Below are 14,341 nucleotides of genomic sequence, written 5' to 3'. Positions count from 1 at the left end.
TGGTGGATGTCGCAGGTTGCGTCCACGTGCCAGACTCTGATGTTGGACAGTGAGTCCGTTCCACGAGGGGGCTTCGATGATCGATTCAGAAGCGATGCATATTCCCGGCTGGCGCGGCGGTGACGGCAACGGCGCTTATCTTGACAAGATCCTGCGACACCAGCCGATCGAGCTTTCGCTCGACGACAGCGTCAGCGGGAGTACCTTGCTTAGTTTATTCGGACGGGCGCTGGGCGCGTCCTTACTCGGCTGGTTCATATTCGGTTTTCTCGCGCTGTTCGCCTTGGTGACTGGCAGTGAGTCGGCCGCGGCCGGCATCGGGACCCTCGGCGCCATCGTGGCCGGGATCGTGTTCTGGGTGGTCCTGCTGTTGTCGCGGCTCACCGAGCCCATCGCCGAGTGGCGGGTACTGCTGGAGGACAGGACCGCCAGCGCGGAATCCACGTACAGCCAGATCGCCGGCTCCCTGCGCGTCCGCCAGATCCCGCTCGCCCGGACGGTCCGCCGCATGTACACCGGCATCGGCGCCGGGAATGTCAGTAACCGGTTGGTGCTGACCGAGGGGCACTATTCGGCGTACGTGTCGGTGTTCGGCTACGGCACGAGCCTCTATCTCGGGTGGATGATGTGGCGCTCGCGCCGTGGCTACGCCCTGATCGGAAAGTTTCTGGCTGATCTGGTCAACGGGATGCTCGGCAGGACCGATCCAGAGACGATCATGTTGCGTACCGAACGGCCCAGGGCGATGCGCGAGGCTGTCCATGCCGCATGCCGGGAAGGACTCTATGTCGCCATCGAGGGGCAGGACGTGCCCATCGCATTCGGTTTCCCCCACGGCCTGCCGCCGATCGATGCCGCCGGTCCGACCCCGCCGGCTCCGCTGGGCCTCGGTCAACCTCCGTACCCGCAGCCGGCCCCGCCGGCACCCGGTGCCGGTGACCAGCCCTGGCCCAGCCGCGACGAACCGCCCTACCAGCCGTGAGTTCGGACGCTGCCGGGCAGGACGGGGTCCTTCGACAGTCCGTCCCGGACGGCACCTGGGCGTGGGTGGGGGTCCGGCTCGCACCGATGACACCCACGGTGGGCTCGGGCCTGTACACCGACCTGGGTGAGCCTCGGCGGCGTGCCGACGCATTCACCGCGGAGGTGGCGTGGGTCAGCGCACAGCAGGAGATCGCCACCGGGCCGGCGCCTGCTGCCCGGCCGCGTTTCGACCTCCGATACCTCAGTGACCCCCAGTCGGCAAGCGTGTCCTGCGCGTTGCTCGGGCGGGTATTCGCTCACAATGACACCGCGGCCACCGACGCGGCGCTCACGTTGCGGGCGCGGTTGGCGGCCGTACCGCGCCATGTCCAAGCCAGGCCGATTCTCGACGCGGCGGAAGTCCAGGGTTGGCTCGCGCCGATCGGGCTGCACCCCGACGGGCTGGTTGAGATACGGAAACGGCTGACCCACAGTCGGTGCAGCCGGCCTGAGCCTGTGGACCCGAATTTCGGGCGCCCGTTCTGCTTCGCCATGTCCGCGTTCATCGGGGGCGACCGTTCCTGGGAACCGCTCTGGCTGGCGCTGGCGCAGCAGCGGCAGCCGACGCTGATCAGTGTCTGCCTCGAACCGTACGCGGTGAGAGACCGGCTCCGATACGAGCTCGCCAAGCTCGCCGGGCAATACGCCGCCCTCGCGAGGGAGATACCGGCCACGCAGTTCAGAGGACGAGTGCCGGCCGATGCCTTCGCGATCGAGGCGCAGCCGCTCTACGCCGAGGCGGTGCGTCGCTACACCGACCGGGCGTATCGCATCCGGGTCTCGGTGGCCTCCGCCGGCCCGCTGGCTCCGGCGTTCGGCGAGCTGCTCGCGGCGACCATCTCGCCGCCGGTGCGCGACGGCGCCTTCGGGGGCGGTGGGGCCGTGGCCCGGCGACCGCCGCCGGAGGACATCAGGCCAGCGTGGGTCAATATCACCACCCTGGGTCGTGAGTGGCTCGACGCGACATACCGGCAGGGCTCGCCGCCGGGTTTGCTCAACGAGCCGGAACGCATCCTGTGCGAATTAGTCGATGTTCCAGAAGCCGCCGTGGCTTTTCGTTTTCCCTACGAGGTCGCCGGTCGCCCACGACTGTTCGACCTTCGCGAGCGGGCGGCCATCGAGGCCGCCGACCGGGCGGTCCGCTCGACGGTCTTCCTGTGCCATGCTGACCAGGACGGCGCGGCGGCGGCCAACCTGTACACCCACCTGCGATCGGACGGATTGCGTGGCCTGTGGCTCAAGGCTGAGAACCTCGGCGCCGGCCAGGACCGGCAAGAAGAGATCAAGAAGGCGATCGAGCGAAGCCGGGCCGTGGTCGTGTGCCTGTCGAGCGCCGTGTCCAGACCAGGTTCGGTCAACCGGCAGATCGTCTGGGCGCTCGACGTGGCCATGGAACAACCGCAGGGGGCCGTTTTCATGATTCCGGTGCGCCTTGAGCCGTGCGACATCCCCGATCGCCTGAGCAGATGGATGCATGTCGACCTGTTCGCCGACGACGGCTACCCTCGGCTGATCCGTGCGCTCCGGGATGTCGACCGCCAATATGCATAAGAGCGACCGGCAATAGGGGACGCGGCGTCGCGGGGCTGGGGCACGCACCTCGCGTCGTTGTCGTCGGTCGACACCCAACACCAGGGTGCCTCCCTCCTCCGCCTCGCGATGCACGCACCCCAGCCCCGCTCCTTCATCCACGCCCCTACTGCCGGGCGCTCTAAGGCTGACTGACCCCGGTTCTCGCCGACCGGTGCAGAACACGGCGGAACTCGCTATGATCCACGCGGACGGAAGGAGACGGATCCGGATGCGGAACAGCATGGCGGGCGGTCCGGGCTACAGCGTCGAGGCACACGTGACAAAGGCGCGCTCGCATACGATCGGTGATTTGTTGCGGCGGACGGCGCTTCGATATCCGGACAAGACCGCCCTCGTCGCCGGCGATTTCCGCGAGACCTATGCGCAGCTGAACGCGACGGTGAACGCGACGGCGCACGCGCTGTCCGACCGTGGGGTGGTCAAGGGCGACCGCATCGCATTGCTGTCGCACAACTGCCGTGAGTTCGTCGTCGTCTATCTGGCGCTGGCCAAGCTCGGCGCCATCCTCGTCCCGGTCAATTTCATGCTGACCGCTGAGGAGATCGCGTTCATCCTCGACCACTGCGAGGTGAGTGGGCTGGTGACCGAGGATGCGCTGGCCCCGATCGCCGAGCGGGCGCTGGGCGTGGCCGGTCGCGGGGTCGACATCGCCGGCCGGATCAGCTCGGGCACAGCCGAGCAAGGTGTAGCGGAGCGGGGCACAGCCGGCCGTTGGGAGGACGTTGCGTCCTGGCTGGCGCATGCCGACACATCCGAACCGGAGGTGGCCATCGGTGATGACGACCCGGTGCGCCTGATGTACACCAGCGGTACCGAATCCCGGCCGAAGGGAGTCGTGCTCACCAGCCGCTCGTTGATCGCACAGTATGTCAGCTGCATCATCGAGGGCGAGCTTTCCCCGGACGACATCGACATACAGGCACTTCCCTTCTATCACTGCGCGCAGCTCGACGGCTGCCTCACGCCGGCCATCTACCTGGGTGCCACCAGTGTGATCCTGCCCAGCGCGGACCCGGCGGCCATTCTGGCCGCGGTGGAGCGGGAGCGGGCGACGAGGCTGTTCTGTCCGCCGACGGTGTGGATCGGCCTGTTGCGCTGCCCCACCTTCGAGGCTCACGACCTGTCGTCGTTGCGCAAGGGCATCTACGGTGCGGCGCCGATGCCCGTCGAGGTGCTACGGGAGATCCGGCAACGGCTGCCGGAGCTGCGGTTGTGGAATCTCTACGGTCAGACCGAGATGGCGCCGGTGGCCACGGTCCTGCGGCCGGACCTTCAGGAGGCGAAGGCGGGTTCGGCCGGCCGGCCGGTTCTCAACGTCGAGACCATGGTGGTGGACGACGACGACATGCCCGTCCCGGCTGGAACCGTCGGGGAGATCGTGCACCGCAGCCCGCACGCCATGCTCGGTTACTACAAGGATCCGGAGAAGACGGCCGAGGCGTTCCGGAACGGCTGGTTCCATTCCGGTGACCTCGGCGTGTTTGATTCCGACGGTTATCTCACGGTCGTGGACCGGAAAAAGGACATGATTAAAACCGGTGGTGAGAACGTCGCCAGTCGGGAGGTCGAGGAGGCGATCTACGGGCATCCGGGGGTGGCCGAGGTCGCCGTGTTCGGCATCGCCCATCCCTACTGGATCGAAGCGGTGACCGCCGTCGTAGTCGCGCGCCCAGGGGCGGCGATCGCCCCCGAAGAGATCATCGACTACGCGCGCGGGTGTCTGGCCAGTTACAAGACCCCGAAGTATGTCGTCGTCACCGACCAGCTCCCGAAGAGCCCCAGCGGTAAGATCCTCAAGCGGGAGCTGCGGACGATCCACGCTCATCTCGCCGGCGCCGTCGTACCGTGATCACTTGGGGCTGGTGTACCACTCGGACCCCACGCTGATGAACACCCCGTCCGCCTCGGCGCTGACGCTTTCACCGATCAGCAGCCTGGCCGTTGCCCGGACTTTACGACCTTCGACATCGAGAAGCTCGGATTCCGCCCGGAGCGGTGTTGAGATCGTGACCGGCGCCTGGTAGCGGATCGTCATCGTCCCGGTGGCGATGAGTTTCCCGGCGAGGGATGCGGCATGTCCGAGCATGACGTCGAACAGCGCGGCGATGTAGCCACCGTGGACGTTGTTCCGGCTGCCCTCGTAGGCCGGCCCGAGGGTCGCCTCGCCGTGGAACATCGTGCCGCGGCGTTCGACGATCAGCGGCGGGGCGAACGGGTGGGAGCGGCCGAAGATGGGATGCCGTTCCCAGAGCACGGCATTGTCGGCACTGCCGATCCGCAGCCCCGCCCGGCCGTCGTACCGGCTGGCGCGGGCGTGGGGCCGGGCTAGGCGCTCCATGCGTTGCGCGGCGTCGGCGATGGCGCGCAGGTCCTCGGTGGGTATGTCGCCGGTCGCCAGGTGTCCGGCGAGCGCCCGCAGGGCCGCCGCGGCCCGGCGCGCCTCGCTCAGCCCGTCGGTCACCCCCTCGTCCAGCCCCTCGCCAGTTGCCGCCGTCGACGAAAGGGTCGACGGCCCGGTCGGCCTGCCGGGCCGGTCCTGGCCATCTGACATGCTGGGATCTCCTCACTTCGGGTGTCGTGACCATCGGACGGCCCGACATCCCATCCGCCAATACTCCTTCAAATAGTAATATAATTATGCTGAACTTTCGACTGTCTGGTCGGCTCCCTCATCGGACGGGTGGATGTCGGCCCAGGCATGGGAGAGCGCTTCGGTGAAGATTTCCGGGGGTTGTGCGCCGGAGACTCCGTACCGGCTGTCGACGACGAAGAACGGCACGCCGGTGGCACCCAGTGCCCGCGCCCGGTGGGCATCGCCGTCCACCACGTCGGCGTAGGTGCCCTCGACGAGTACGCGGCGGGCCTCGTCGGCGTCCAGGCCGGCTTCACCGGCCAGTCCGACGAGGCACTCGCGGTCGAACAGGGACCTCCCTTGGGTGAAGTGGGCCAGGTAGAAGCGCTCGACGACGGCGTCCTGGATGCCGCGGTCCCCGGCCAGCTGGACGAGCCGGTGCGCATCGGCGGTATTGCCGACAAACCCGTCGACCAGGTGGTATTCCAGGCCGACGGTGGCTGCGGTGCGTTCGACCGCGACCTGGCTCGCCCGGGCCTGCGCTTCGGTCATGCCGTACGTGGCGACCAGCATGGCGGTCTGGCCGACGACGCGGTCGGTGGGCATGGTCGGGTCGAGCTGGAATGAATGGTGGACGATCTCGATCTGGTCGCCGTGGGCGAAGCCGGCCAGCGCCTGCTCGAAGCGGCGCTTGCCGATCCAGCACCACGGGCAGACGAGGTCGGACCAGATGTCAACCCGCATGGGGTTCTCCTCGGTGCTGGTCGGAATGTGCTGGTCGGGATGTGGTCGGGATGCGGTCGGGATGCGAGGGCAGGGTACGGCGGCTGTGCCGGCCCTGCTGGAGCAATGCTGACCAGAATATGAGGTATACCTCGACTTATCCCGATGTCCGGCCGGTGTACGTGGTGGTCTGGGGTCTGGGTCTAGTCTGCGGTCTGGGGTCTAATTGAAGAGTTCTTCAATTAGCGACATGGTGGATGGCCTGCTGCGCTCGAGCGGCGGGCCGCTGAGCAGGAGAAGGGCGAGCCGAGGCCGATGCCGGGGACGAGGGTGACCAGGGCCGCGCGGACGCAGGTTCCGCTCTATCAGGCGAAGGCGGAGTTCTTTCGGATGCTGGGGCATCCGGTGCGGATCCGGGTGCTGGAACTGCTCCAGGACGGGCCGATGCCCGTTCGGGACCTGCGCTGCGCCGTCGAGGTGGAGCCGTCGAATCTGTCCCAGCAGCTGGCGGTGTTGCGCCGCTCGGGGATCGTGACGGCGACCCGGGACGGCTCGACGGTCGTCTACGCGCTCGCGGGCGGGGACGTGGCCGAGTTGATGCGGGCCGCGCGAAGGATCCTCACCGAAATGCTCGCCGGGCAGGAGGAGCTGCTCGCGCAGCTGCGCGAGGCCGACACGAGGTCGATGTGAGCGCGGCGATCGCGCCTGGCCGGGTGACCGGGCGGGTGACTGGGCGGGCGGTGTGGGGCCGGTTGCAAGCGGTGCTGCCCACCCGGGCCTCGTTCACCTCGATGGGCCGCTCGCCACGTAAGGACCTGCTCGCCGGACTTACCGTGGCGGTGGTGGCCCTACCCCTGGCGTTGGGGTTCGGGATCTCCTCCGGGCTCGGTGCCCAGGCGGGACTTGCCACCGCAGTGGTCGCGGGCGCCCTTGCCGCGATCTTCGGCGGATCCAATCTGCAGGTCTCGGGACCAACCGGCGCTATGACCGTGGTGTTGGTACCGATTGTCCACACCTACGGTCCCAGCGGAGTGCTCACCGTCGGGCTGCTGGCGGGGTTGCTGCTGGTGACCCTCGCATTGGCGAAGGTCGGCGGCTACATGCGCTATGTGCCGGCGCCGGTGGTGGAGGGTTTCACCGTGGGGATCGCCGCCGTCATCGCCCTCCAACAGGTACCCGCGGCGTTCGGGGTGAAGGCCCCACCCGGGGACAAGGTCGTCGTGGTGGCCGCACGTGCCGTCATCGACTTCGCCGGACATCCGCACTGGGCGGCCGTGGTCCTGGCCGGCACGGTCATCGCGGTCATGCTGGCCGGGGGCCGGTGGCGGCCGACGGTGCCCTTCTCCCTCGTCGCGGTTGTCGCGACAACCGTCGCAGCGCAGGCCGCGCACCTGCCGGTGGCGCGCATCGGCCACCTGCCGGCCGGGCTACCCGCCCCCTCGCTGGGCTTCCTGGACCCTTCCGCAGTGCCGGGACTGCTGCCTTCGGTGGTCGCGGTCGCCGCACTCGCCGCGCTGGAGTCACTGCTGTCGGCGACGGTGGCGGATGCGATGAGCGTGTCCGATCGCCATGACCCGGACCGGGAGTTGTTCGGTCAGGGCGTGGCCAACCTGGCCGCGCCGCTGTTCGGCGGGGTTCCCGCCACCGCCGCGATCGCCCGCACCGCGGTCAACGTCCGTTCCGGCGCGGTGTCCCGACTGGCCGCCCTCACCCATGCGGTCGCGCTCGCGGTCATCGTGTTCGCCGCGGCCCCCCTGGTCGGACGCATCCCGCTGGCGGCGCTTGCCGGGGTGCTACTGGCTACCGCCGTACGCATGGTCGAAGTCGGCTCGGTTCGGGTGCTGGCGCGTGCGGACCGGGGCGACGCCGCGGTACTGGTGCTGACAGCGCTGGCCACCCTGGCGCTGGACCTGGTCGTCGCAGTGATAGCCGGCCTGGTCGTGGCCGGAGCGTTGGCGCTACGCCAGGTTGCCAGGGCCGCGCGGGTCGAACAGGTCGCCCTGGACGACGGCCTGTCACCAACCGACCACCACGCAGAAGAACAGGCCCTGCTCGCGCGGCACATCGTGGCATACCGCATCGACGGGCCGGTGTTCTTCGCCGCCGCGCACCGCTTCCTCCTGGAACTCACCGACGTGGCCGATGTCCTGGTCGTCATCCTGCGGATGTCCCGCGTCACTGCGATCGACTCCACCGGAGCCCTGGTCCTCAAGGATGTGATCACCAAACTGGAACGCCGTGGCATTTGCGTCCTGTTGTCCGGTATCAGGCCCGGCCATCAGCAGGTGCTGTCCACCTTCGGCGTCGCCGAGCACCTGCGCCGCGACGGGCTGCTGTTTCCCGACACCCCCGCCGCGATCGCGCACGCCCTGCTCCTGGCGCCGGATGTGCTGTCGAATCCGCGTGCGGCGCTCTCCCAGCCGCAGGTGGAGGGGACATGCTGATTCCCAGCCCGACCGGAGTGAATCCCGCGTACAGCATCCAGATCCGTGTCCCGGCCCGGGCGGTGAGCGAGGTCCGGTCGGTCATCGCCGACGCGCCCGGTACCGTCACCGTTCAGGCGGACGAACCCGGCCCTGCCGGCGCGCACCGTATCATCCTGGACGCGGACAGTGCACGCACCCTGACCTGGCTGACCGCCGCGCTGCGCCGCCGCCTGGGCACCGATCTGTTCCACGCCGAAGACCTCGTCTTCGCGACCGCCTCCACGGGCAAGCTCGCCCAGCAGGTGTGTGCGGCCGTCACCACCGGTCATGACGTCGCGCTGCTGGACGCTGACGCCGACCGTCGGGTGATCACCCATCTCGCCGCCCATCCACGCCATACCGACCGCTACACGGGCCGCTCCCGGCGGATTGCGCTGCTCACCGACGCCAGTGCCGTCCTGGACTTCGAGCCGATGCCCGCCGAGACGGCTCTGCCGGCGGTCGAGTCCCAGGCCGTCCACCTGCAGCGGGCAACCGGCCTGGACGTCATTCCGCTGCCGGTCGCCACGCGCGGCGCCGACGAGCTCGCGACCGTCATCCGGATGTTGGCTCCGGGCTTCGCCGCGACCGTCCTCGTCCACACCCACATCCGCCACATCGAGACCGCCCGCGCTGCGGTCGACAACACCCGGGCCGATGCCACCCGGGCCGACGCCGCCTCCCAACTGTTGCTGGACGCGGTCAACGACGGGCTCGCCGTGGCCGCCACCGCTGCGGCGCTCAACGCGCTGCGCGCGCGGGCCGTCGACCTGCGTCGGGCCCGGGTCATCCTCGTCGACCCGGCACGAGGCGGGGACCTGGCTGGTCTCCTGGTCGCGGCCGGGATCGGTGACATCACCCTCTACGACCCGGTGGAGTACGGCATCCAGGCGCTGCATGCCGTTGCCGACCAGACGGATCTGGTCATCGACCTGATGGGTCTCGCCGCACCACCGCTGGGCGTCCCGGTGCTGCGGACCCGGTTGGAAACCCCACCCCCGATGCTGGCCGCCACCACCGGGCCGCGCCCGCTACACGCGCTGCCGGGCCTGCTCACCGCGGCCGTCACCACCCGGATGCCGATCACTGCGGCGGCACGTCTGGCCGCCGCGTACGCTCTGGCCGGGCAGGCGGAGCCCGGTGCCCTGCTGCCCGCTCTTGATCATCCGGAGCTGACCGCGGCCGTCGCCGTCGCCGCGATTCGGGCGCTCACCGCGTCGCAGTGAGCAGCGGCGGGGGGGAATTGCCATTCCACCGACGGGATGCTTTGACGTATGCAGCTGTCCAAGGCCGCGTGCTGATGCGATCATCGTTACATGAGTGGGGGAGCGGACGAGCGTCGTGACTTCTTCGTGTCGTACGCACGGGCGGACCGCGGGCTCTTAACGATGTGAATCTGATGCTACTGCCACAACACCAGATTCACATCGTTCCCAAGAACGCCCGGCAACAGGTCGTTCCGAATAGCGAGGGGGTTTCCCGGGGTCGGCCTGGGGCGCGCGATGGTGGTGGTGTCGCGCGCCCTTTTGCCGTCAGGCGTGCTGTGAGCGGACGGTCGGGAGCTGTGCGGTGCGTGCGGGGCTGTACTGGTAGTTGGTGACCAGGCTGACCGCGAGTACGGCAAGCCCGCTGCCGAGGTAGAAGGCGGAAAGTCGGCCGTCGGTGTCGGTGAACGACAGCGCGACCGGTGCGAGGATGAGGAGTGCGGCGGCGAGGTAGTCGCCGGCCGAGTGCACGGTGAACGGCAGTACCTTGACGACGCCGAGCGGGTAGCGGGTGAGCATGCTTACCACGGCGATGACGATTCCCACGGTGACGCCGGTTGCGACTGCGAGCGACGAGCCGCCGGCCGCCAGCGGGACGATGATGAGCAGTGCGGCGACGGCGTAGTCGGCGATGGCGTGGAACCAGGCGGGCAGGAAGCGGACGAGGGACATGGCGGAACCTCCAGGCGTTGGTCGGGTCTGTCGACGGTCCGGTTGTGCTTTCCGTCTGTTGTTCGGTGCCCGATGGCGGCCGGATGGGTCCGCGGACCGCCTTACCGCCTCAATCCGCTGTCGTCTCGCCGACACCACCGGGATGACTCCGTCGGATGGGGGTGCGGCTACCGGCGGTGCTCTTCGCGCCGGAGAACCTGGAGGTTTTCCGGATATGAGCGGATCAGGTGGGTACGGCGTCCAGCGGCCACTCGTGTCCGTGGGAAAGAGCGTCAACCGCCTGCTGCTCGGGAGCCAGTTCGTTGAGGTGTCTGATCAGCACAAACGATGGCCTAGTACGCCGCTGTCGCGTACTCCAAGGAAGCTAGGACGTCTGCGTACTCGAGGTAAGGGTAGTCCGCCAGGACGTCCTCGGCGGAACGACCGGTTGCGAGCTGGCCGACAACAGCGCTGACCGTCACGCGCATCCCACGGATGCAGGGCAACCCGCCCATGTGGGCGGGGTCGACACTGATCCGCTCGAAGGTCATTTTCTCATGATACGGCGGCGGAGGAGAACGGCGGCCAGATAGTCGCCGGGCGACCAGGTCCACGACCCGGCAGGTACGCGTCGATCAGATCCTGCTCGGTTCGCACCGGCGACCAGGTACTGGACGAGGTACTGGCGGCGCTGCCCCGGTCGGTGGCGATAGCGTCGCGACCATGAGCCGGACCCGCGGTGACCAGATCCGCATGAGCCCGCAGGAGATCGACGAGTTCCTGCACGGGCGCTGGAGCGCTGTGATCGGCAGCAACGGGCCGCATGGCATCCCGCATCTGGCGACGGTGAGTTACGGGCTGATGGATGGCCGGATCGTGTTCAGCTCGTATGCGAAGGCCCAGAAGATAGTGAACCTGCGCCGTGACAGCCGGGTCACCTGCCTGGTGGAGGACTTGGGCGAGAGTTACGGGTCGGTCCAGGGCGTACTGGTCTACGGTCGGGCGCGGCTGATCGAGGAGCCCGACGAGATCCGTCCGATGATGAAGGCGGTGCTCACCCGGATAGCTGCCGCGGGCCGGGCCATCGCGACCGACACGATGGCCGAGCGCGTCGTCGAGAAGCGGGCCGCCGTGCTCGTTGAGCCCGACCGTGTCCTGTCCTGGGATCACCGTCGCCTGGACGGTGCCTACTGAGGGCTTGAGGGTCAGGTGCGCACGGGGGGTGTTGACCAGGGTGCGGGTGGCCGGTTGTGTGTGACTTTTAGAAGTAGATGACGTGCCTCTTCAAGAGCTATTTGTCGCTCACTTCATCTCTGGTAGCGGTCACTCAGGAGCTTGAGGAGTTGCCAGGCCCGGTGGCATCCGGGACGATCGTGCCGTCGCCGGGCGGATGCAACATGGCGACCAGTTCGGGAGGGGTGAGCATCCATGGCTCACTTCCCGGATACGATCTCCATACCGACCGATACCGGGACGGCTCCGCGTACTCCTGAAGGGCAACTCGTTACCGGTTGGCCAGGCGACGCTGGAGTTCGACGTGGCGGAACTGGTAGACCGTCCCGACCTGACGCAGCACACCCCGGTGCTCGTGCGCGTCAGCGAGAAAGGCCATCAGCTCTCGCGGCAACCGGCCCCGCATCGCCAGCCACGCCTGCGCCACGGCAAACGGTCCCCGCGCCGTCTGGAGAAGCCCGGCCAAGAGCCCGGCTGCAGCAACCACGCCAGGACACCGGTGACACCAGCCGACAAACCCAGCAGCAGCAGCGTGATCAGACCGGTGCGCCGCGTCCGAGATACCCCCATGTCACCATCATCACGACCAGCCGTCAGCGCCCGCACACCGGCAGGTCCGCACGCCATCCACCAGCCCAGATTCAGCGACCTACATCACTGAAGGTCACGTTGTGTCGAACCGGGCGCTCCTATGAGCCGGCGGGTGCGGCGGTTGGGTGGTGGTGCGCTGGGTGGTGGTGGTGGGCCGGGCTGGTGTGGATCGTGGCGGCGGCCAGCCGGGGGACGTGACGCAGCAGGTGTGCCTCGGCGGCGTGGGCGATGTCGTGGGCGGCCACCAGTGACAGCTGCGGATCGACGGTCACGTCGACTTCCGCGCGCAGCGCATGGCCGATCCAGCGGATCCGTAGCTCGCGTACCGCGCGGATTCCCGGGGTGTGGGTCAACGTGTCGGTGGCCTCGGCGACCAGGGCCGGGTCGACCGCGTCCATCAGCCGGGCCGTCACCACCCGGGCGGCGGAGCGCAGCACCCCGAGAATGACCACGGTGATCGCCAGTCCGACGACCGGGTCCGCCCATCGCCATCCCAGTGCGACACCGCCGGCGCCGGCCAGGACCGCGAGGCTGGTGAACCCGTCGGTGCGGGCGTGTAGCCCGTCGGCGACCAGCGCCGCCGACCCGATCCGCCGGCCGATGCGGATCCGGTAGCGGGCCACCAGTTCGTTGCCGGCGAAGCCGACCAGGCCGGCGGCGGCGACGGCGCCGAGGTGGCTGACCGGGCGTGGGTGCGCCAGCCGGTCGATCGCCTCGAAGGCGGCGAGCCCACTGGACAGCGCGATCATGACGAGGACGGCGATACCGGCGAGGTCCTCTGCCCGGCCGTAGCCGTAGGTGAACCGGTTGCTCGGTGGGCGCCGGGCCAGGGTGAACGCGATCAGCAGCGGGAGTGCGGTCGCCGCGTCCGCGACGTTGTGCAGGGTGTCGCCCAGCAAGGCCACCGACCCTGACACGGCCACCACGATCGCTTGGACGGCGGCGGTCAGTCCGAGACCCGCGAGGCTCGCGAGCAACGCCCGCCGGCCGGCGGCGTCGGCCTCCACCGCGTCGTCGATCTGGTCGGCTGTGTCATGGCTGTGCCCGCCCGCCGCCTGCGAGAGAGCGTGCCGCAGCCGCGGGCCGATTCCACGGAGCGGTGCCTGATCGCGGTGCGGGTGGCTGTGGGACGGGTGGCTGTGACCATCGCCGACGTGCGCGTGATCGCCCTCGCCGGGGTCATGCCGGTGGTCGGTGCTCATCGGCCGACGATAACCGAAAACGATCATTGCGGTCGGTTTGCAGGTGCGCCCGGTCTGCTGCTGCTCGTTCTGGCCATCGGCGCATCCTGGTCTCCTGCCACACCCGTGCAGACCGCTGCCAGGCCGTGGATCACCCGGACAGAAGCCTCAAAACGGGCGGCCGGCTCTTAACGATGTGAATCTGATGCTACTGCCACAACACCAGATTCACATCGTTCCCAAAGAGCGACCGGTGAGAGGACGAGGAGTGCGGCGGCCAGGTAGTCGCCGGCCGAGTGCACGGTGAAGGGCAGTACCTTGACGACGCCGAGCGGGTAGCGGGTGAGCATGCTTTCCGCCTGCTGTTCGGCGCCCGATGGCGACCGGATGGGTTCGGGTACCGCCTTGACCGTCTGAACGATCAATCGTTTTGAGCCCGGCTGAGTCAAATTTCTCATTCATTGGCTGAACGTTCTTTGCGGACCGGAGAAAAGGTTCAGAGCGACCGGCAATAGGGACACGGCGTCGCGGGGCTGGGGCACGCGCCTCGCGTCATTGCTCCCCGCCGTCGACGCTGATCTCCTCCCAGAGTGCGGCGAACAGCCGCCGGGCGGACTCACGGTCACCGCTGTGACCCAGCGCTATACCATTGCAGATCTTGACCATTGTCGGATCCGGTCAGGGCGGTGCGGCGTTCGCCGTCCAGCGCCGCCATGACGTCGGTCCACGCCAGAACCCCGTAGAGGATCATCGGAGCCTCAACGTCAGCAGGCTGTTGCCGGTTGCGGCCGCTCCCCAGCGGGGTTGGCAGGTTACGGAGGTTGCCACCCCGCGTCCGACTTGCCCGGCTCTCGTATCATCCGATCGTGTTCTGGAGACGAGGTCAGGTGGCGGCAGGAATCGAGTCGTTGCTCATGGAGGACCGGTTTCGGGTGCAGCGGACGATGCCCGCTGATCTGCTGGCGACCCCCGGCTACCTGGTCATGAACAATCATCCACTCGGAATCGCTCCAGATGTGGCAGAGATGGCCTCATGGCGGGCGA

General features: G+C 68.4%; 13 protein-coding genes. 7 read left to right on the top strand and 6 right to left on the bottom strand.

Annotated features, from left to right (window positions below):
• Positions 1 to 76: 76 nt before the first annotated feature.
• The 3 genes from U9979_RS14465 to U9979_RS14455 all read left to right on the top strand — a co-directional run bounded on the left by U9979_RS14465 (position 77) and on the right by U9979_RS14455 (position 4,465).
• On the top strand, positions 77 to 982 hold the full coding sequence (locus U9979_RS14465) for a hypothetical protein (protein ID WP_322779786.1): 906 nt from the start codon (positions 77 to 79) through the stop codon (positions 980 to 982).
• Positions 979 to 2,574: a toll/interleukin-1 receptor domain-containing protein gene (locus U9979_RS14460; protein WP_322779785.1), complete on the top strand. Its 1,596-nt coding sequence runs from the start codon at positions 979 to 981 to the stop codon at positions 2,572 to 2,574. Before U9979_RS14465 ends, U9979_RS14460 begins: the two co-directional genes overlap by 4 nt.
• A gap of 250 nt (positions 2,575 to 2,824) precedes the next feature.
• Positions 2,825 to 4,465: a fatty acyl-CoA synthetase gene (locus U9979_RS14455; protein WP_322779784.1), complete on the top strand. Its 1,641-nt coding sequence runs from the start codon at positions 2,825 to 2,827 to the stop codon at positions 4,463 to 4,465.
• On the opposite strand, the gene U9979_RS14450 is transcribed toward U9979_RS14455, so the two are convergent.
• Entirely contained in the window at positions 4,466 to 5,167 is a 702-nt protein-coding gene (locus U9979_RS14450) for a PaaI family thioesterase (protein ID WP_322779783.1), read from the bottom strand.
• 84 nt (positions 5,168 to 5,251) lie between these two features.
• A complete protein-coding gene (locus tag U9979_RS14445; protein WP_322751862.1) occupies positions 5,252 to 5,932 on the bottom strand; it encodes a DsbA family oxidoreductase in 681 nt (226 codons plus the stop codon).
• Positions 5,933 to 6,241: 309 nt separating this feature from the next.
• Between U9979_RS14445 and U9979_RS14440 the strand changes: the two genes are divergently transcribed.
• The 3 genes from U9979_RS14440 (at position 6,242) to U9979_RS14430 (ending at position 9,602) form a co-directional block, all read left to right on the top strand.
• Positions 6,242 to 6,601: a metalloregulator ArsR/SmtB family transcription factor gene (locus U9979_RS14440; RefSeq protein WP_322751863.1), complete on the top strand. Its 360-nt coding sequence runs from the start codon at positions 6,242 to 6,244 to the stop codon at positions 6,599 to 6,601.
• A gap of 101 nt (positions 6,602 to 6,702) precedes the next feature.
• On the top strand, positions 6,703 to 8,355 hold the full coding sequence (locus U9979_RS14435) for a SulP family inorganic anion transporter (RefSeq protein ID WP_416220214.1): 1,653 nt from the start codon (positions 6,703 to 6,705) through the stop codon (positions 8,353 to 8,355).
• Positions 8,349 to 9,602 carry a malic enzyme-like protein gene (locus U9979_RS14430; protein WP_322779781.1) on the top strand — a complete coding sequence of 418 codons (1,254 nt, stop codon included), beginning with the start codon at positions 8,349 to 8,351 and terminating at the stop codon, positions 9,600 to 9,602. Before U9979_RS14435 ends, U9979_RS14430 begins: the two co-directional genes overlap by 7 nt.
• Before the next feature lie 306 nt (positions 9,603 to 9,908).
• Here U9979_RS14430 and U9979_RS14425 read toward each other — a convergent pair whose 3' ends face one another.
• Together U9979_RS14425 and U9979_RS14420 are read right to left on the bottom strand one after the other, a co-directional pair.
• A complete protein-coding gene (locus U9979_RS14425; RefSeq protein ID WP_322779780.1) occupies positions 9,909 to 10,313 on the bottom strand; it encodes a hypothetical protein in 405 nt (134 codons plus the stop codon).
• Between the two features lie 332 nt (positions 10,314 to 10,645).
• Positions 10,646 to 10,843, bottom strand: a complete 198-nt coding sequence (locus U9979_RS14420) for a DUF433 domain-containing protein (RefSeq protein WP_322779779.1) — start codon at positions 10,841 to 10,843, stop codon at positions 10,646 to 10,648.
• Between the two features lie 172 nt (positions 10,844 to 11,015).
• Between U9979_RS14420 and U9979_RS14415 the strand changes: the two genes are divergently transcribed.
• Positions 11,016 to 11,486 (top strand): pyridoxamine 5'-phosphate oxidase family protein, encoded by a 471-nt coding sequence (locus U9979_RS14415; protein ID WP_322779778.1) that lies wholly within the window; start codon positions 11,016 to 11,018, stop codon positions 11,484 to 11,486.
• A gap of 310 nt (positions 11,487 to 11,796) precedes the next feature.
• On the opposite strand, the gene U9979_RS14410 is transcribed toward U9979_RS14415, so the two are convergent.
• Both U9979_RS14410 and U9979_RS14405 read right to left on the bottom strand, forming a co-directional pair.
• On the bottom strand, positions 11,797 to 12,012 hold the full coding sequence (locus tag U9979_RS14410; RefSeq protein ID WP_322779777.1) for a hypothetical protein: 216 nt from the start codon (positions 12,010 to 12,012) through the stop codon (positions 11,797 to 11,799).
• A gap of 202 nt (positions 12,013 to 12,214) precedes the next feature.
• Positions 12,215 to 13,318: a cation diffusion facilitator family transporter gene (locus U9979_RS14405; RefSeq protein WP_322779776.1), complete on the bottom strand. Its 1,104-nt coding sequence runs from the start codon at positions 13,316 to 13,318 to the stop codon at positions 12,215 to 12,217.
• Positions 13,319 to 14,341 lie beyond the last annotated feature (1,023 nt).

The organism is Protofrankia sp. Cas4 (genome assembly GCF_963555915.1).
Taxonomy (GTDB): Bacteria; Actinomycetota; Actinomycetes; order Frankiales; family Frankiaceae; genus Protofrankia.
The sequence above is the reverse complement of the archived record's forward strand: the minus strand, read 5'-3'. Positions and strand labels throughout refer to the sequence as shown.